Genomic DNA, 17127 nt, shown 5'->3' on the forward strand with positions numbered 1-17127 from the left:
CATCCGCATGGCCTACGGCTTCCACCACGTCACCAACCTCATCAGCCTCGTCATGCTCAGATGCGGCGGACTCAACATCCAACTACCAACACCAACAACCTAACCCACGAAAACAGCAGAAGCCTCATAAAAAACCGTTCAGTTTTTTGTTATCTAACGATTCAGTCTATTGAAAGCACAAACCATTTGTCAAATATGATACGCAAAAACGTGAACGTCGAGCGAATCAGATCACCCATGTACAGATCCGATCGCAGTCGTTCGATTTCGCGCATGCGATACATGCGGTTGTAATCAGTCAGCGCGTCGAAATAATTCTGGATAACCGTGTATCCGTCCAGTTTCAGGTCTTCGACCGACCGCATGAGCCGCACCTTCGCGTAATGCTCCGAACAATCATAGGAGTCCGGCACCCCCCCAACGGAATGCCGGACTCCTTGCGTATGTACAGAGATCGTCGTCCGTGCGGTCAGACCGCATGCGCACTATAAATCGTCAAATAACTGTCAAATAAAAAATCGTTGGAAAATCAACGTTTTTGTGGTTTCAGGCCACCGAATTACGGTTACTCGTCAAATAAAACCATTGGTCTGCAGTGTACGACGCTTACGCCCATGCCGGTATGTATTCCATCTTCTTTCGCGACGCATCGGGATCAACTGGTTTGATCAATTCTGCGTGTACGGCTTCACGGATCAGCCGTGAGATCTGAGACGAATACGAATCCGAAAGGCCGAACCTTGCGCGCAGGGACGCATTCGTCAGACAGGTCCCGTCAGCAAACTGTATGCATGCATGCCAATAGCATGAATCCATGCGTTCGCTGGTACTGAGTTGAGTGTACGGACGGTATTGGGAAAGCCTGATCATGATGCTTGGGCTATCGCCATCCGATTGCTGTATCTCCGGAGACGGGAGTTGTGCGGTCTCGCATGCGTCGATGATCTTGTCCCATCCGGAACCTGCTTCTTCGCACATATGCAGTCTGCGGGAGAGTGCCGCGAGCTTGGGGTTGCGCGCAGCCGGTGGATCGTTGACGAGACGTTCGATGCTGATCAGGGAGTTACCTGGATTGGAGAATTCCACACGATTGTCAAAAATCTCGATAAGCGGTCCGGCTCCTCGTATGGTGAGGTCCTGATGGATGAGCATGTTGCCGAGCAGTTCTCGTACTGCGATCGGCGGATAGGCGAATGTGGTGACGCGTAAGGCTCGTCCGATGGTCTCGCTTTCCGGTAGCCATGCTTGCAGAAAAGCCGCGATGGAATCCATGTCGGCATATCCGTGTGGGTAGGTTTGAGTTCGCGAGGGGGACGATTTGCGGACTCCATCATACTTAATGACTCGCAGCGCCTTACGGCTGACGGTGGGGTACTGCTGCAGATCCTCGGCGAACAGCAACGCACCCAGATTGGTAATGGCATACTGTCCGCTATCCAATGCCTTCACCAAGTGGTCGGTTTCCAGATACCGCAAGACCGATTCCTGACTGGAAGGCATCGGAGTCGCAGACTGAGTGAAGTACGCTTTCCAACGCAACTGGGTCAGTACTTCCTCGGCCGTCAGCCAAGGCAATGCAATCTGCTCCTCGAACGATTCCGATTTGGTGACCTCCCACAACCGACGTTCGCGTTGTGAGTTCTTTGCCAACGGTTGCGTCGAGGTGCCGGACCGAACGTATTCGGCGCCGTCAAACGACACGGGATAACCTGCGGCCGGCCATATGCGCAGGATTACCAGACGCTTATCATCGACATTGATCGGGATAAACCGAAACTCCGCGTTCTTGGATAATTTGAGACGGAGCCAAAGCTCCAGTTCCTGTCCCTTATGCTTCTCATTGAGCGGATTGAAAGTAGTGCCGATGATATTGTGCGTGTTGTCGTCAACACCCCAGAGCATGTAGGCATAGTATTGGCCTTCCACGGCTGCGGCATTGGCGAGAGCGGAAATGTCCTTGCCGATCATAAAGGCATCGTTGTTGGATTCCTTGAATTCCGGCATGGTGACCGAATACGAACCCGGAAGCCCCTTGAACGCCGTCGCGCTGCGTCCGCATGGTGGGTGCTTGTCCGCTCCGCATGAGGCGCAATCCTTATAATCGTGCCGCTTACGTAGAATAGGCGGCAAGTTTACCCATAGAGAGAATGGACAGCAGTGGCTCTCATCGTGCAGAAGTACGGCGGTTCGTCGGTCGCCGATACGGACTCCATCAAGCGCGTGGCCAAGCGCGTCGTCGAGACGAAGAAAAAGGGCAATAAGGTCGCGGTGGTCGTCTCCGCGATGGGCGACACCACCGACGATCTGATCGACCAGGCGCTCAGTATCGACTCCAATCCGCCCGAGCGCGAGATGGATATGCTCATGACCGCCGGCGAACGCATCTCCATGAGCCTGCTCGCGATGGCCATCCACGCCGAGGGCGACCGTGCGCACTCGTTCACCGGTCAGCAGGCCGGCTTCTTCACCGATGCGCGCTACGGCGCGGCCCATATCAAGGCCGTCAAGCCGGATCGTGTCAAGAACGCGCTCTCGCTCGGCGACGTCGCGATCGTCGCGGGCTTCCAGGGCATCAACGCGAAGGGCGACGCGACCACGCTCGGCCGCGGCGGCTCCGACACGTCCGCCGTCGCGCTGGCCGTGGCCCTCGGCGCCGACATCTGCGAGATCTACACCGATGTGGACGGCATCTTCACCGCCGACCCGCGCATCGTGCCGACCGCGCGGCGCATTCCGGTGATCGGATACGACGCGATTCTCGAAATGGCCAGCTGCGGGTCCAAGGTGCTTGCGTTGCGTTGCGTCGAATACGCGCAGCGATTCAACATGCCGCTGCACGTGCGTTCGTCATTCTCGCACCGTCCGGGCACGCTGGTCGTGCCGGACGGCGTTGACCCGCGCACGCTGCCGAACCTGGACTGACGGTCATCCGGCATCAGATAAACGTAACCGATACAGACTTTTACGAGTAAGGCAATAACCATGAGCGACAACAACACTGCCAACAACGAGGGCGCCAAGTCGATGGGCGACCTGTTCCCCGATCTCGGCCCCGAAGCGCCGGTCATCTCCGGCATCGCGCACGACCGTTCCGAAGCGCTCGCCACCGTGCGCGGCGTGCCGAACGAGCCGGGCATGGCTGCGAAGGTGTTCACTGAGCTGGCTACGGCCGGTGTGAACGTGGACATGATCGTGCAGGCCGGCGCGTCGGTTGGCACCGCGGACATTTCGTTCACCGTGCCGGAATCGACCGTCAAGCAGGTCGAGGACGTGCTGCTCGACAAGCATGAGGAGCTGGGATACCGCTCGTTCGATATCGACACGAACGTCGGCAAGGTGGCCGTGGTGGGCGTCGGTATGAAGACGCACTCGGGTCTCGCGGCGAAGTTCTTCACCGCGCTCAGCGAGAAGAACATCAACGTGCTCATGATCTCGACCTCCGAGATCCGTATCGCCGCGCTCGTGCCGCTCGAGCAGCTCAACGACGCGGTGCGTGCGCTGCACACCGCCTACGGTCTGGATTCCGACCAGATCGAAGCCGTCGTCTACGGCGGCACCGGCCGCTGATTTCGGCAGTCGGCTGCGGGTTCGGCGGCGCCGGATCGTTTGCCGGCTGAATTCGGCGATACCGGCGTACTGCTTGCGGGCGTTTGTTCATAGGAGCGGTGGCTTCCTATGAACAAACGCCCTCTTTGTTGCCCGGCAGCGTCCGGTTCCTTCCACTGGCGGCGATCTCCTAGTCGAAAACGGACGCTGACGCCGCATTGAGCGTCCGTTTTCCTCCAAAAGAGCTGACTCCTAACGGCAGCCGGACGCTTCGAGATAGGGCGGCGAGCCCTCATCACCAATCCTCGGCGAGAAGGAATTCATCGATTCGCCGATGCTCGATGCCGTCTCGCGGGCGCAGGATGGGATCCATCGACACTACGGTCTTGGGGTAATTGTCCGGAACGTCTGTGAATACGCCAAACTCACGTTCAGCGGTCTTGTCGCTGTCGATAAGATACGTCACCTGCACGTATCGGCGTTGAGAACCCTTGTCGAATACGAAATCGACTTCCTTGCCGTTGACCGTGCCCACGGAAACCGTGTACCCCCTGCGCAGCCCTTCCACCGCAACCATGTTCTCCAGTACGCCCTGTATCTGCGCGGTGCCGTCGCCGATAATCGCATTGCGTAATCCATGATCGGCCACATAGTACTTCTGCAGGGTTTTCAGCACCTGCTTGCCGACCAGATCGGTGCGGTTCATACGTTCCAGCAGAAACGCCTCGCGGCAGTACTCCAGATAATTGATGACGGTCTGTGTGCCGGCGTCGATGCGCTCCGCCTTAAGATATGCGGCGATGGCATTCGCGGACAACACGTTGCCGGTGTTCTGCATGGCGAACATGACGATGCGTTCCAATAACGCCACGTCTCGGATGCGATGGCGTCGAACCACATCGCGCAGCACAACGGAACGGTAGATGTCCGTCAGGTATGTGCGGCGGCTTTCCTCATCCCAGCTGCCGGCGGCGACGAAAGGCATGCCGCCTTCCATGAGGAACGCATTGAAGGAGTCGTCTCCGTGAATACGCTGCCGGGCGTCGCGGAATTCCGCATAGCCGAATGGGAAAATCTCGAACTGCACATAGCGTCCGCCAAGATAGGTGGCCAGTTCGCCAGACAGCAGCGTGGAATTCGATCCGGTGATGGTCACGTCCGCCTTTGTCGTGGCACGCAGCGAATTGACGACCTTTTCGAAACCGCGTACTTCCTGCACTTCGTCGAGAAAGACGTAGGGCGTGCCGTCGACGGCGTTGATGCGGCTCATGAGATACGGGTACAGCGCGTCCGGGTCATGATATTTGGTGAGGGAATAGTCTTCGAAGTTCAGGGAGATGAATTGGTCGGGAGTGCGGCCTTCGGAGATGAGTCGCTGTTGGATGAGCCGCAGCATATCCGATTTGCCGCTGCGCCGCAGCCCGACTAGCACCTTGATGACATCGTCGGCGCCGATGAACGGCATGATGCGATCGAGGTATCGGGGACGATCAATCAGCGGCCTGCTTTCTTTCATGATAGAGATTATATCAATTTTTTTAGAATTCTTCTTCTATAGAAGAAAAATTCTAAAGAACTGGAAAGGTTTCTTGTATGAAGAATATGGCGTATTGACGGAAGATAAGAACGGATGACGATGAAGACATATGAAAATCCCCGTCCGGAAACGGCTGTTCCGAACGGGGATGAGAGACGCGTTGCGAGCGTACGGCTTACTTCTTGGTGATGTAGCCGAGGGCCTTGAGCATCTCGGCGCATTCGAGCGCGCCGCCGGCCGCACCGCGCAGCGTGTTGTGCGCGAGTCCCACGAACTTCCAGTCGAAGATCGAATCCTCACGCAGACGGCCGATCGACACGCCCATGCCGCCCTCGTAATCCACATCGAGCTTGACCTGCGGGCGGTCGTCCTCGGTCAGGTACTGGATGAAGTGCTTCGGCGCGTGCGGCAGACCGAGCTCGGCCGCCTTCGACGTGTAGTTGACGAGCCGGTCGATCAGCTCATCCTTCGTGGCCTTCTTGCCGAAGTTGAGGAACACGGTCGCGGTGTGGCCGTTGAGCACGGGCACACGGATGCACTGCGACGTGATGCGCAGCGGGCCGTCGAACGGCACGATCTCGCCCTTCTCGGGGTCGACGTGGCCGAACACCTTCAGCGGCTCCTTCTCGCTCTTCGCCTCCTCGCCGGAGATGAACGGGATGATGTTGCCCACCATCTCGGGCCAGTCCTTGAACGTCTTGCCCGCGCCGGAAATCGCCTGATACGTGCTCACGACCACCTCGCGCGGCTCGAACTCCTTCCACGCGGCCAGCGCCGGCGTGTACGCCTGGATCGAGCAGTTCGGCTTGACCGCGATGAAGCCGCGCGTGGTGCCCAGGCGCTTGCGCTGGTGTTCGATCACCGCGAAATGCTCCGGGTTGATCTCCGGCACGACCATCGGCACGTCCGGCGTCCAGCGGTGCGCGCTGTTGTTGGAGACGACCGGCGTCTCGGTCTTCGCGTACCGTTCCTCGATCGCGCGGATCTGGTCTTTCGGCATGTTCACCGCCGAGAACATGAAGTCCACGCCGGCCGCGACCGACTCTGCATCGTCGCCATCGACCACGGTCATGTGCCGCGCATACTCGGGCATCGGCGTCTCGATCTTCCAACGGTCGCCGACCGCCTCCTCGTACGTCTTGCCGGCCGAATGAGCGGACGCGGCGAGCGTTGTCACCTCGAACCACGGGTGATTCTCGAGCAACGTGACGAAACGCTGGCCGACCATGCCGGTCGCGCCGAGGATGCCGACCTTGAGTTTTTCGGACATACCAACCCCTATGTTTGTGCGGACAATACGGACTTCGAGTTGCCGACCATTGTACGAACCGCGCCGCCTAACGACCCGCTCGTTCCCATATGCTGGCCGGTCCGCGGTCGGTCGGGTCGCTGGTAGGCTGGAGGATATGTCGATCGCATCGGATGAAGCACGCAAGCAGTTGGACCGTTTGGTGGCATTGGGGTACCCGGACGTGGCGGACATCTCCGCCGCCGCGTTCCGCGCGCTCGCCCACCCACTGATCGCCGCGCTCGAGCAATGCGACCCGGATGCTGACGATCCGCGGTACCGTCTCGGCACGGACATCCTGCTGATCCCGACGCGCGAACTCGTCTCGCCCGAGTCGCTGATCGCGCGAACCAGCATCAACCGCATGGCCGGGTTCACGACGATGCCGCCGCGCGACATCGCCAGCTTCCTGCCGCAGGACGGGTTCGAGCCGCCGGAAGGCCCGTTCTACCTCGTCGTCGAGCCGCATACCGGCACCTGCTACATCAACCGCGAGCCGGACGTGGCGCGCAAGCTCATCGACTCCGACGAACGCACGCCGCTCACGCTTGAGGAGGGACTCGCGATCGCGACGCAGCATCCGGAATGGCTACTCGAGAAGAACGGGTTCAACTTGCTCGGCTCGCGCAGTGCGGACGGCCGCGTGCCGAGCATCTGGATGAGCCAGAACGCGCCGCGGCTGGGGGCGGTGTGGCCGAATTCGCGGCACACATGGCTGGGCAACGCGTACTGCATGTCACGTCGCGGCGTAAGCCTGTTCAGATAGCCCGTTCAGATGGGAGCGTTGCTGTCGGACGCTCCGGAGATTAGACATCAGACGTCTGATGATAGTACGATAGGTATGTCTTGGCACCAGCTTTTCAAGGAGGAAACCAGCATGCCGTCATTCGTCGTCGGCGCTTACGCGTCGCTGCCTCAGGGGCGAAAAGCCCAGGAGGACTACTACAACCTGCTTGGGCAACAATCGTGGATATCCGGAACCGAACTGCCCTTCCCCGGCGACCTCGCGCAGCCCGCGGATCACACGTGGCTGGCCGGCGTCCTGCCCGCGCACTGGCATGGCAACACGGTCACCGTCATTCCCGGCACCATGCAGCACGTATGGCAGGACCCGAACTTCGGCCTCGCCAGCCCGAACCACGACGGACGCCGGGCCGCGCTCGACTTTATGGAACAGGTATGCCGCGCGCTTGTCGACTTCATGCAACGGCGCGGCGCTCAGGATATCCGATTCGTGGAAATTCATTCGGCGCCCACCGCGCAGGCCAGCCGCGACGCCATGGCCGCCTCGCTGGAGGAACTGGCGCAGTGGGACTGGTCCGGAGCCGAACTGGTGATCGAACACTGCGACCGATATATCGAAGGCCAGAAGCCGGAAAAAGGATTCCTGCCCATCGAGGACGAGATCGACCTGTGTCTCCAGACCGGCATCGGACTGACCGCGAACTGGGGTCGTTCCGTGGTGGAAGGCCGCGCCGCCGCCACCGCGGTCGACCATGTGAGCAAGGCTGCACAGGCCGGCGTGCTTGCGGGCCTCATGTTCTCCGGAGCGGGGCCGGAGGAAACCCAATACGGATACGGTTGGATCGACGGCCACCTGCCCATGAACCCGGACGAGCCGACTTCGCTGATGGACGCCGCGGCGATCGCGGCGACCGTGCGGGCCGCGTGCGAGCAGGAGACCACGCTCGATTACCTGGGTGCCAAAGTGTGCGTCCCCAAGGACTCGACCATCGAGGAGCGACTCGGCTATCTGGCTCGCATCCATGAGGCGGTCGACAAGGCGGCGATCTCATGAGCGGGGCCGTTAAGTCCACGTATCTGACGTTCGACATCGGCGGCACCAAAGTCGCCTCGGGATTCGTGACCCTGCCGACCGCAGCCAGCGAGACGCCCGCAGTGACGGGCCGCTGCGAGATCCCGACCGAGGCCGCGCGTGGCGGAGATGATCTCAAGCGGCGCATCGTGGCGCTCGCCGTACGCCAGTTGGAACGTGCCGCGGCCGAAGGATTAACGGTTGCGGGCATCGGCATCGCGGCGGCCGGCGTGCCGGACAGCGAGACCGGCGTGATCGTTGCCGCCACCGATATCCTGCCCGGCTGGCGCGGCCAGCGCATCTACGACGCCTTCGTGCAGGTCACCGACCTACCGGTGCGCATGATCGGCGACGTGGGCGCGCATGGACTCGGCGAGGCCAGTTACGGTGCCGGTCGCGGCAAGTCCGTGGTGCTGTCGATCGGCGTGGGCACCGGCATCGGTGGCGCCATCGTGGTAGACGGCGAGCTGTTTACCGGCGCGCACGGCGTGGCCGGCCACGCTGGACATGTGCCCAGTGCGCTGGGCCGAGGATTCCTGTGTTCGTGCGGCACCCGCGACGGGCATATCGAACCGGTGGCGTCCGGTACGGGACTCAAGGACCTGTACAACCAGCGTTGCGAGGAGATGCGCGGCGCGGCTGATGACGGCGCTCTCGGACCGGTCGCCGATGGCGCGGAAGTAGCGTCGCGTGCCGCAGCCGGCGAGCGACTGGCCGGCGAGGTGCTGTCCGACAGCGCCCGCGCTCTTGGCGAATGCATCGGCGGCATGGGCAATCTCATCGACCCGGACGTGATCGTGGTGTCCGGCTCGGTGGTCAAGGCCGGGCCGATCTGGTGGGACGCCCTGCGCACCGGATTCGCGGAATCGGCGCTCGCGCTGGTCAAACCCACTCCGCTCGCCGAAGGCGAGCTCGGTGGCGATGCGCCGCTCATCGGCGCGGCCGCCGCTGCGGATCGGCATGTGCGTATGACGGCGCAGATGTGCGAATCGCATGACAATACCTGACAAACGCAAAGGAGCAACGAACATGCATCAGACGATCGAACGAATCAAGGGCGGACTCGTGGTGAGCTGCCAGGCGTATCCGGGCGAGCCGCTGCGTCATCCGGAGACGATGGCGCAGATGGCGATGGCGGCCGTCGAAGGCGGCGCCGTGGGTATCCGCTGCCAAGGATTGGCGGACATCGCCGCTATCAAAGGGCAGGTGAGCGTGCCGGTGATCGGCATCTGGAAGGACGGCGAGGAGGGTGTGTACATCACGCCGACGTTGCGTCATGCACGCTGCTGCGCGGCCGCCGGTGCGGACATCGTCGCCATCGACGCGACCGGTCGCCCACGGCCGGACGGACTGACCTACGCGGACACCGTGCGCGCCCTGCATGATGAAGGCGTGCTCGTGATGGCCGATTGCGGCAGCTTCGCCGACGCCGAACGCGCGGTCGAAGCCGGCACCGACATCATCTCCACCACGCTGTCCGGCTACACGGGCGACCGTCCGAAGACCGACGGCCCTGATTTCGAACTGCTTGGCCAGATGATCGAGACGTTCCCCGACGTGCCCGTGCTGTGCGAGGGACGCATCCACACGCCCGCACAGCTGCATCAGGTGATGGCCGCCGGCGCGTGGGCCGCCGTGGTGGGCACCGCGATCACGCATCCCACCAGCATCACGAGCTGGTTCGTGGCGCAACTGTAAGGCTGGAAAACCGCAGAATATCAAGGAAAAACGGTGACTGCGGCGGTCGAGCGAGGGGCCGGTTCCGCATCTGCCGCACCGGCAACACTCCCGACTTGAAATCAGACATCAGACGTCTTATCATTAAGTCAGTTCGACGACGACGCTATCGGCTCTCGTGGACCCCCAACCGAGCGATCGGTCTGGCGAGAACCGAATCATCAATCAATCACCAACCATCAGCAAGCATCATCCACCATCGGGAAACATCACCCATCTCTATTTTCAGAAAGGCACCGTCTCGTTTCGAACGATGGTCCTACATGTACTCAACGACGAGGAGAACCAATGATCAGGAAGACCGGAACATTCAAGGCTGCCGTGGCGGCGACCGTCGCGGGCCTCATGCTGCTCGCCGGATGCGGCGGCAGCAACGACGCCGCCAAAGGCACGGCGAGCGGCGGCACGGCCGTAGCCGACACCATCACGGCACAGGTCGCATACGCAACTCGTGATTTTTCGCCCTCCACCACATCCAGCGCACTCGCCATGGCCGGCAACTGGCACGTGACCGAACCGCTGTACGCGCTCAACTACACGGACTATTCCGTATTCAATGCGCTCGCCGCCGGTGAACCGGAGCAGGTGTCCGACACCGAATACGTGGTCGCGCTGCGCGACGGAGCCAAGTTCTCCGACGGCACCGCGGTCACCGCGGATGACGTGGTCTCCTCCTATAAGCGCACCACCGCCGAAGGCAGCCTGTACATCTCCATGCTCGACTTCATCGACTCCGTCGAAGCCAAGTCCGACACCGAAGTGACCTTCAAGCTCACCCGCGCGTTCCCGATGTTCAAGCAGCGCCTCGCCCTCATCCAGATCGTCCCCTCCTCGATGAGCGACGAGGATCTCAAGGCCCAGCCGGTCGGCTCCGGCCCGTGGAAGTACACGGAGATCACCGACCAGCAGGTCAAGTTCGACAAGAACGACCAGTACAACGGCGACCACCCCGCCCAGACCGCGCACATGGTGTGGAACGTGTCCGTGGACGACACCGCCCGCGTCACCGCCATGCAGGCCGGCAAGGTGGACGTGATGGAAATGGTGCCCGCCAACGCTTTCAAGACCCTCGAATCCTCCGGCTCCGAACTGGAGACCGTGCAGGGCTTCAACCTGCCGTTCCTCATGTTCAACACCAAGAAGGCTCCGTTCGACAAGAAGGAAGTCCGTCAGGCCGTCTTCTACGCGATCGACACCCAGAAGCTCATCGACAACCAGATGTCCGGCCAGGCCTCCGCGGCCACCAGCTTCCTGCCCGAGAACTTCTCGAACTACCACAAGGCCAGCAACGTCTACACCAAGAACGTGGAGAAGGCCAAGGAACTGCTCAAGAAGGCCGGCGTCACCGGTGAGCTCAAGTTCACCCTTTACACCACCGACCACTCCTGGATCACCCAGCTGGCCCCGCAGATCAAGAACGATCTGGCCGAGATCGGCATGAACGTGGACATCCAGTCGATGGCATCCTCCGCCCTCTACCCGAACATCACCGACAAGGAAGGCGCCGACTTCTCGATGGTGCTCGCACCCGGCGACCCGTCCGTGTTCGGCAACGACCCCGACCTGCTGATGAACTGGTGGTACGGCGACAACGCCTGGACCAAGACCCGCACCTTCTGGAACGGCTCCGAAGGCTACACCACGCTCCACGAGCTGATGGACAAGGCCCTGGACGCCACCAGCGACGACGAACGCCAGGACTACTGGAACCAGTGCTTCGACCTGCTCAGCGAAGAGGTGCCGCTCTACCCGCTGTTCCACCGCCAGACGACCACCGCTTTCAAGAAGGGCGTGTTCAAGAGCGTCGACGCGATCGGCTCCACCGGCATCAACTTGGTGAACGCCGAGCTGAACAAGTAACCGGCAGCGTCGCCCGGCAGACCTCGTAGCCATAACAGGTCCTCCCGTCCCGCGGGCCATATGAACGTCCGCGAGACGGGAGGGCCATGCCATTCATCGAGCCATGCCATCCCGAGCCATCCTGAATCACCTGTCTTGAACAATCCGACAAGGGAGTCCCATTGAACAACCTGCTACGCCTCCTCGGCAGACGACTGATCGCCCTGCCGTTCATGGCATTCGGAGTGACCCTGCTGGTCTACTTCCTGATGTCCTTCTCCCAATACGATCCGGCCGTCGCCGCCCTCGGCGAGAACGCCACCCCGCAGGCGCTCGCCGCCTACCGGCACGAAATGGGCTTCGACCGCCCCTGGTGGGAGCAGTTCTTCTCTTACCTCGGCGGACTGCTGCGCGGCGACCTCGGCGTCTACGGCGTCAACAAGGACCCGGTGAGCGGCCGCATCGCCACCGCGTTCCCCATCACCCTCCAACTGACCTTCATCGGCCTGCTCATCGCCATCGTCTTCGCCGTCATCTTCGGCGTACTGGCCGCCCTGTACCGCGACACCTGGGTCGATCAGGCCATCCGCGTGGTCTCCATCATCGCCATCGCCACCCCGTCCTTCTGGCTCGGCGTGCTCCTCATCTACGTGCTGCAGATCAAGATGTCCTGGCTGCCCGGCGCCGGCGACCTGCCCGCCTTCACCCAAGACCCGAGCGGATACCTGGCCCGCATGGCCATGCCCAGCTTCGCGCTTGGCCTGCCCGTGGCCGGCTCGCTCACCCGCATCATCCGTACGTCCATGGTCGAGGAGCTCGATAAGGATTACGTGCGCACCGCCATCGGCGCCGGCGTGCCCAAGGGCGTGGTCGTGGCCCGCAACGTGTTCCGCAACGCCCTGATCACCCCGGTCACCATGCTCGGCATGAAGATCGGCTACCTCATGGGCGGCGCCATCGTCATCGAGGTCATCTTCGCCCTGCCCGGTATGGGCACCGCGATGTTCGACGGCATCAACAACAACCAGCCGACCCTCGTGCAGGGTGTGGCGCTGGTCGTGGCGCTGGCCTTCATGGTGGTCAACGTGATCGTCGACCTGCTCTATGTCCTCATCAACCCGCGAATCAGGACGGTGTGACGATGTTTGGAAGCAACAACGCAACCCGCGAATTCAGCAAGCCCAACACCAAGGTCAGGGTCAAGCGCTGGTCGAACATGAGCATCGGCACGCGCATCTCCGTCATCGTCATCGCGGTGCTCGCGCTGGCCGCGATCTTCGCGTCCGTCGTGACCCCGCACAACCCGACCGAGATTACCCTCAGCTATCAGGCACCTACCGCCGACCACTGGTTCGGCACCGACAACCTCGGCCGCGACGTTTTCTCCCGCGTCATCTACGGCGCGCGGTACTCGCTGGTCATCGGCCTGAGCTCCATCGCGTTCGCCCTCGTCGTCGGTTCCATCATCGGCGCTGTGGCTGCGGTCTCGCGCACTTGGGTGTCCGAGATCATCATGCGACTGATCGACGTGGTCATGTCCGTGCCGACCATCGCGCTCGCTGCGGTGTTCGTCTCCATCCTCGGTCAGTCGATGATCGGCATCATCATCTCCATCGGCGTGCTGTACGTGCCGCAGGTGGCCCGCATCGTGCGAGCCAACATCATCAGCGAGTATGGCAAGGACTACGTGCGCGCGGTGATCGTCTCCGGCGCCCGCGCTCCGTGGATTCTCTTCAAGCACGTCACGCGCAACATCGCGGCCCCCGTCATGGTGTTCACCACGCTGTCCGTGGCCGACGCGATCGTGTTCGAAGCGTCCCTGTCGTTCATCAACGCGGGCATTCCCGAGCCGACCCCGACCTGGGGCAACATCCTGTCCTCCGCCAAGGCTGGCGTGCTGTATGGCTACTGGTGGCAGGCCATGTTCCCGGGCCTGGCGATCATGGTCACCGTGTTGTGCCTGAACATCCTGTCCGAAGGCATCACCGACGCGATGGTGGCCGCGCCCACCGCGCCCATCCAGCAGAGCGAGGAGGGCAAGGAGCTCAGCCGCAAGGAGGACCGTCTGCTCGTGGACCCGGTGGCCGCCTACGCCGCCCAGAAGGAAAGCCTCGACCAGCGTCTCGCACAGCTGCGCGAGGCCGAACTCAGGCGCAAGGACCGCTTCATCCCGCTGTCCCACGCCAAGCCGGTCATCGAGGTGCGCGACTTGTGCATCAAGTTCCCGCGCCACGGCGACGTGAACGTGGTCGACCATCTGTCCTTCGCCGTGCGCGCCGGACAGACGATGGGCTTGGTGGGCGAATCCGGCTGCGGCAAGTCCATCACCTCGCTGGCCATCATGGGACTGCTCGACCCGCGCGCCGAGATCAGCGGCGAGATCCTGTTCGACGGCAAGAATCTCGTGGGCATGAGTCCCAAGGAGCACAACGCCCTGCGCGGCCACGAGATCGCCATGATCTATCAGGACGCGCTCTCCAGCCTCAATCCGTCCATGCTCATCAAGGCACAGATGAAGCAGCTGACCAAGCGCGGCGGCACCCGCACCGCCGAGGAGCTGCTCGAACTGGTGGGCCTCGATCCGAAGCGCACGTTGGAATCCTATCCGCACGAGCTGTCCGGCGGTCAGCGCCAGCGCGTGCTCATCGCGATGGCCCTGACCCGCGACCCGAAGCTCATCATCGCCGACGAGCCGACCACCGCGCTCGACGTGACTGTGCAGAAGCAGGTCATCGACCTGCTCAACGAGCTGCGCGAGAAGCTCGGCTTCGCGATGATCTTCGTCAGCCATGATCTGGCGCTCGTGGCCAAGGTCGCCCACTCGGTGACCGTCATGTACGCCGGTCAGGTCGTCGAACAGGCGTCCACCAAGGAGATCCTCACCGATCCCCGCCACGAGTACACGCGCGGTCTGCTCGGTTCCGTCACCTCCATTGAGGCCGGCCAGGGCCGACTTCACCAAGTGCCCGGCACCGTGCCGTCGCCGGCCGACTTCCCCAAGGGCGACCGGTTCGCGCCGCGCTCCTCGCATCCGGACCGCGGACTCGACATCCACCCGGTCATGAAGCGCGTGCCCGGCACCCAGCACATGGTGGCCTGTCTGCCCGATGATCCCGAACCCGCGCCCGCGCCCGCATTCACCTACGACTGGTTCGCACCCACTCCGGAAGTGGCCGCCCAGGAGGCCGCGCAAGCCCTGAAGGGAGCACAGCGATGAGCAGCAAAACCAACAGCAACGTAGTCCCGATCATCGAACTGAGGAACGCCGAAGTCGTGTTCACCACGCGAGCCGGCACGCTGTTCCACCCCAAAAAGGTGACGGCGGTCAACAAGGTGAACCTCAAGCTCATGCCCGGCCGCACGATCGGCATCGTGGGCGAGTCCGGCTGCGGCAAGTCCACCACGGCCAACGTGATGTGCGGTCTGCAGTCCGTCACCGGCGGCCATGTGTTCTTCAAAGGGCAGGACGTGACCAAGCGTACCGCCAAGGAGCGCATGGACATCGGCCGCGTGGTCTCCGTGGTCTTCCAGGACCCGGCCACCGCGCTCAACGCCCGCATGAGCGTGCAGGACCAGCTCATGGATCCGCTCGTGGTGCACAAGCTCGGCGACGCCGCGGCCCGCCGCAAGCGCGCCTACGAACTCATCGACATGGTCGGCCTGCCGAAGTCCGCGCTTAACGCGCTGCCGGGCCAGCTCTCCGGCGGCCAGCGACAGCGCGTGGCCATCGCCCGTGCGCTCTCGCTCAACCCGGATGCGATCATCGCCGACGAGCCGACTTCCGCACTGGACGTGTCCGTCCGTGCGCAGATCCTCAACCTGCTGTCTGATCTGAAGAAGTCGCTCGGTCTGTCGATGGTGTTCATCAGTCACGATATTCAGACGGTTCGCTATGTCTCCGACGAGATCGTCGTGATGAACCACGGCACCATCGTCGAGCACGGCGAGGCCCGGGACGTGCTGAACAACCCGCAGGACGACTACACGAAACTGCTGTTGGGTGCGGCGCCCTCGCTGCTGCATCCGACGCCGGAGGAGTGCATCTGATCGTTCGGCGAGGTCGCCTCGCGTCGGTGCGATCGCAGATGATCGCTGCCGGCGCGGCTGCCGGATTGGCGGAATCCTGCCGGTTCGGCGAACCAATCGTCTCCAATCGCCGATCCATCCAACGTCCTTTATCGACGAACCAAACACAGACACCAAACACAGACACATACGACACAGACATAAGGAACATCATCATGAACACCACTTTCCGCGGCGTGATCCCCCCGGTCGTGACTCCGCTGACCGCCGACCGCCAGCTCGACCGCGCTAGTTTCAAACGCTCCATCGACCGCTTGGTCGACGCGGGCGTCAACGGCCTGTTCTTCCTCGGATCCTCCGGCGAGGTGGCCTTCAGCACCGACGCCCGCCGCCGTGAGATCATCGAGGCCGCCATCGAATTCACCGCCGGCCGCGTGCCGGTGCTGGTCGGCTGCATCGACACCGAGACCGAGCGCGTCATCGAGCACGCTAAGGTGGCCGCCGAACTCGGCGCCGACGCCATCGTCGCCACTGCACCGTTCTACGCGCTCGGCGGTCTGCCCGAGATCGAGAACCACTTCCGTCTGATCCACGAGGCCGTGGACCTGCCGCTGTTCGCCTACGACATCCCCGTGTGCGTGCACGTCAAACTGCCCGGCGACCTGCTCATCCGTCTCGGTCTTGACGGCGTGCTCGCCGGCGTCAAGGACTCGTCCAACGACGACGTCTCCTTCCGTTTCCTGTGCGACGCCAACCGCAAGGCCGGCCATCCGCTGGTGCTGCTCACCGGCCAGGAGGTCGTGGTGGACGGTGCGTACATGGCCGGCGCCGACGGCAGTGTGCCGGGCCTGGGCAACGTGGAATGCACCGGCTACGTGCGCATGTGGCGGGCCTACGAGGCCGGAGACTGGGCCACCGTGCGCGCAGAGCAGGACAAGCTCGCCGCGCTGATGAACATCGTGAACGTCACCTCCGGCGTCTCCGGATTCGGCGCCGGCGTAGGCGCGTTCAAGACCGCCATGGCCCTGCTTGGCGTGTTCGAGACCAACCAGATGCCCAATCCGGTTCGTGCGTTGACGGGCGCGAACGTGGAGGCTGTGGCCGGCGTGCTGCGCGAATGCGGCCTGGAGCCGGTACGCACGGCCGAGGAGGTGAGCGCCTCCACTGTGATCGCCTGACCGCTATGACCGTTATGAGCGCCTGAGTCTGGGCGCCGGTTTGGCTGGCGCTCGACATTCGTTTTCTCTTCCTTTCCTTTGCTCCTTTCACCATAAAGGCGGGGTCGGTTCCGGAATGTTCCCGGAACCGACCCCGCCTTGTTGGATGCGCATCCCGCAC

The 17127-nt window shown here is 62.4% G+C and carries 15 protein-coding genes; 11 read left to right on the forward strand and 4 right to left on the reverse strand.

From position 1 onward, the window contains the following. Window positions 1–161 precede the first annotated feature (161 nt). Both KIH76_RS11085 and KIH76_RS11090 read right to left on the reverse strand, forming a co-directional pair. Complete coding sequence (locus KIH76_RS11085; protein ID WP_214373536.1) at window positions 162–365, reverse strand: hypothetical protein; 204 nt, start codon at window positions 363–365, stop codon at window positions 162–164. A 241-nt stretch (window positions 366–606) separates the two neighbouring features. Continuing rightward, a complete protein-coding gene (locus KIH76_RS11090; RefSeq protein WP_214373537.1) occupies window positions 607–2004 on the reverse strand; it encodes an ATP-binding protein in 1398 nt (465 codons plus the stop codon). A 153-nt stretch (window positions 2005–2157) separates the two neighbouring features. Here KIH76_RS11090 and KIH76_RS11095 point away from each other — a divergent pair, with 153 nt between their 5' ends. Further along, on the forward strand, window positions 2158–2922 hold the full coding sequence (locus KIH76_RS11095) for an aspartate kinase (protein WP_163230047.1): 765 nt from the start codon (window positions 2158–2160) through the stop codon (window positions 2920–2922). Window positions 2923–2982: 60 nt separating this feature from the next. Then, the gene (locus tag KIH76_RS11100; RefSeq protein ID WP_214373538.1) at window positions 2983–3567 is read left to right on the forward strand and encodes an ACT domain-containing protein; all 585 of its coding nucleotides are present in this window, start codon (window positions 2983–2985) and stop codon (window positions 3565–3567) included. Between the two features lie 274 nt (window positions 3568–3841). Here KIH76_RS11100 and KIH76_RS11105 read toward each other — a convergent pair whose 3' ends face one another. Both KIH76_RS11105 and asd read right to left on the reverse strand, forming a co-directional pair. Continuing rightward, window positions 3842–5062, reverse strand: a complete 1221-nt coding sequence (locus KIH76_RS11105; protein WP_214373539.1) for an ATP-binding protein — start codon at window positions 5060–5062, stop codon at window positions 3842–3844. Window positions 5063–5258: 196 nt separating this feature from the next. Beyond that, the gene (gene asd / locus KIH76_RS11110) at window positions 5259–6353 is read right to left on the reverse strand and encodes an aspartate-semialdehyde dehydrogenase (RefSeq protein ID WP_214373540.1); all 1095 of its coding nucleotides are present in this window, start codon (window positions 6351–6353) and stop codon (window positions 5259–5261) included. 136 nt (window positions 6354–6489) lie between these two features. Between asd and KIH76_RS11115 the strand changes: the two genes are divergently transcribed. The 9 genes from KIH76_RS11115 to KIH76_RS11155 all read left to right on the forward strand — a co-directional run bounded on the left by KIH76_RS11115 (window position 6490) and on the right by KIH76_RS11155 (window position 16967). Then, entirely contained in the window at window positions 6490–7137 is a 648-nt protein-coding gene (locus KIH76_RS11115) for a DUF5701 family protein (RefSeq protein ID WP_219070731.1), read from the forward strand. Between the two features lie 111 nt (window positions 7138–7248). After that, window positions 7249–8169 carry a DUF4862 family protein gene (locus tag KIH76_RS11120; protein WP_219070732.1) on the forward strand — a complete coding sequence of 307 codons (921 nt, stop codon included), beginning with the start codon at window positions 7249–7251 and terminating at the stop codon, window positions 8167–8169. Further along, window positions 8166–9194 carry an ROK family protein gene (locus tag KIH76_RS11125; RefSeq protein ID WP_219070734.1) on the forward strand — a complete coding sequence of 343 codons (1029 nt, stop codon included), beginning with the start codon at window positions 8166–8168 and terminating at the stop codon, window positions 9192–9194. The genes KIH76_RS11120 and KIH76_RS11125 overlap by 4 nt, the downstream gene beginning before the upstream one ends. A gap of 22 nt (window positions 9195–9216) precedes the next feature. Continuing rightward, window positions 9217–9885 carry an N-acetylmannosamine-6-phosphate 2-epimerase gene (locus KIH76_RS11130; protein WP_219070735.1) on the forward strand — a complete coding sequence of 223 codons (669 nt, stop codon included), beginning with the start codon at window positions 9217–9219 and terminating at the stop codon, window positions 9883–9885. Between the two features lie 327 nt (window positions 9886–10212). Beyond that, a complete protein-coding gene (locus tag KIH76_RS11135; protein ID WP_219070736.1) occupies window positions 10213–11784 on the forward strand; it encodes an ABC transporter substrate-binding protein in 1572 nt (523 codons plus the stop codon). A 161-nt stretch (window positions 11785–11945) separates the two neighbouring features. Beyond that, window positions 11946–12902: an ABC transporter permease gene (locus KIH76_RS11140; RefSeq protein ID WP_219070737.1), complete on the forward strand. Its 957-nt coding sequence runs from the start codon at window positions 11946–11948 to the stop codon at window positions 12900–12902. Between the two features lie 2 nt (window positions 12903–12904). Continuing rightward, a complete protein-coding gene (locus tag KIH76_RS11145) occupies window positions 12905–14980 on the forward strand; it encodes a dipeptide/oligopeptide/nickel ABC transporter permease/ATP-binding protein (protein ID WP_219070738.1) in 2076 nt (691 codons plus the stop codon). Continuing rightward, complete coding sequence (locus tag KIH76_RS11150; RefSeq protein ID WP_219070739.1) at window positions 14977–15810, forward strand: ABC transporter ATP-binding protein; 834 nt, start codon at window positions 14977–14979, stop codon at window positions 15808–15810. Before KIH76_RS11145 ends, KIH76_RS11150 begins: the two co-directional genes overlap by 4 nt. 194 nt (window positions 15811–16004) lie before the next feature. Continuing rightward, window positions 16005–16967: a dihydrodipicolinate synthase family protein gene (locus KIH76_RS11155; RefSeq protein WP_219070740.1), complete on the forward strand. Its 963-nt coding sequence runs from the start codon at window positions 16005–16007 to the stop codon at window positions 16965–16967. Window positions 16968–17127 lie beyond the last annotated feature (160 nt).

The organism is Bifidobacterium simiiventris (assembly GCF_019331715.1).
GTDB classification, from domain to species: domain Bacteria; phylum Actinomycetota; class Actinomycetes; order Actinomycetales; family Bifidobacteriaceae; genus Bifidobacterium; species Bifidobacterium simiiventris.

What these genes read in the sequence shown, in the direction of transcription:
- KIH76_RS11085 (WP_214373536.1), bottom strand. Translation starts at nt 365, where the DNA reads ATGCGGTCGGTCGAAGACCTGAAACTGGACGGATACACGGTTATCCAG.
- KIH76_RS11090 (WP_214373537.1), bottom strand. Translation starts at nt 2,004, where the DNA reads ATGCCGGAATTCAAGGAATCCAACAACGATGCCTTTATGATCGGCAAG.
- KIH76_RS11100 (WP_214373538.1), top strand. Translation starts at nt 2,983, where the DNA reads ATGAGCGACAACAACACTGCCAACAACGAGGGCGCCAAGTCGATGGGC.
- KIH76_RS11105 (WP_214373539.1), bottom strand. Translation starts at nt 5,062, where the DNA reads ATGAAAGAAAGCAGGCCGCTGATTGATCGTCCCCGATACCTCGATCGC.
- asd (WP_214373540.1), bottom strand. Translation starts at nt 6,353, where the DNA reads ATGTCCGAAAAACTCAAGGTCGGCATCCTCGGCGCGACCGGCATGGTC.
- KIH76_RS11115 (WP_219070731.1), top strand. Translation starts at nt 6,490, where the DNA reads ATGTCGATCGCATCGGATGAAGCACGCAAGCAGTTGGACCGTTTGGTG.
- KIH76_RS11120 (WP_219070732.1), top strand. Translation starts at nt 7,249, where the DNA reads ATGCCGTCATTCGTCGTCGGCGCTTACGCGTCGCTGCCTCAGGGGCGA.
- KIH76_RS11125 (WP_219070734.1), top strand. Translation starts at nt 8,166, where the DNA reads ATGAGCGGGGCCGTTAAGTCCACGTATCTGACGTTCGACATCGGCGGC.
- KIH76_RS11130 (WP_219070735.1), top strand. Translation starts at nt 9,217, where the DNA reads ATGCATCAGACGATCGAACGAATCAAGGGCGGACTCGTGGTGAGCTGC.
- KIH76_RS11135 (WP_219070736.1), top strand. Translation starts at nt 10,213, where the DNA reads ATGATCAGGAAGACCGGAACATTCAAGGCTGCCGTGGCGGCGACCGTC.
- KIH76_RS11145 (WP_219070738.1), top strand. Translation starts at nt 12,905, where the DNA reads ATGTTTGGAAGCAACAACGCAACCCGCGAATTCAGCAAGCCCAACACC.
- KIH76_RS11150 (WP_219070739.1), top strand. Translation starts at nt 14,977, where the DNA reads ATGAGCAGCAAAACCAACAGCAACGTAGTCCCGATCATCGAACTGAGG.
- KIH76_RS11155 (WP_219070740.1), top strand. Translation starts at nt 16,005, where the DNA reads ATGAACACCACTTTCCGCGGCGTGATCCCCCCGGTCGTGACTCCGCTG.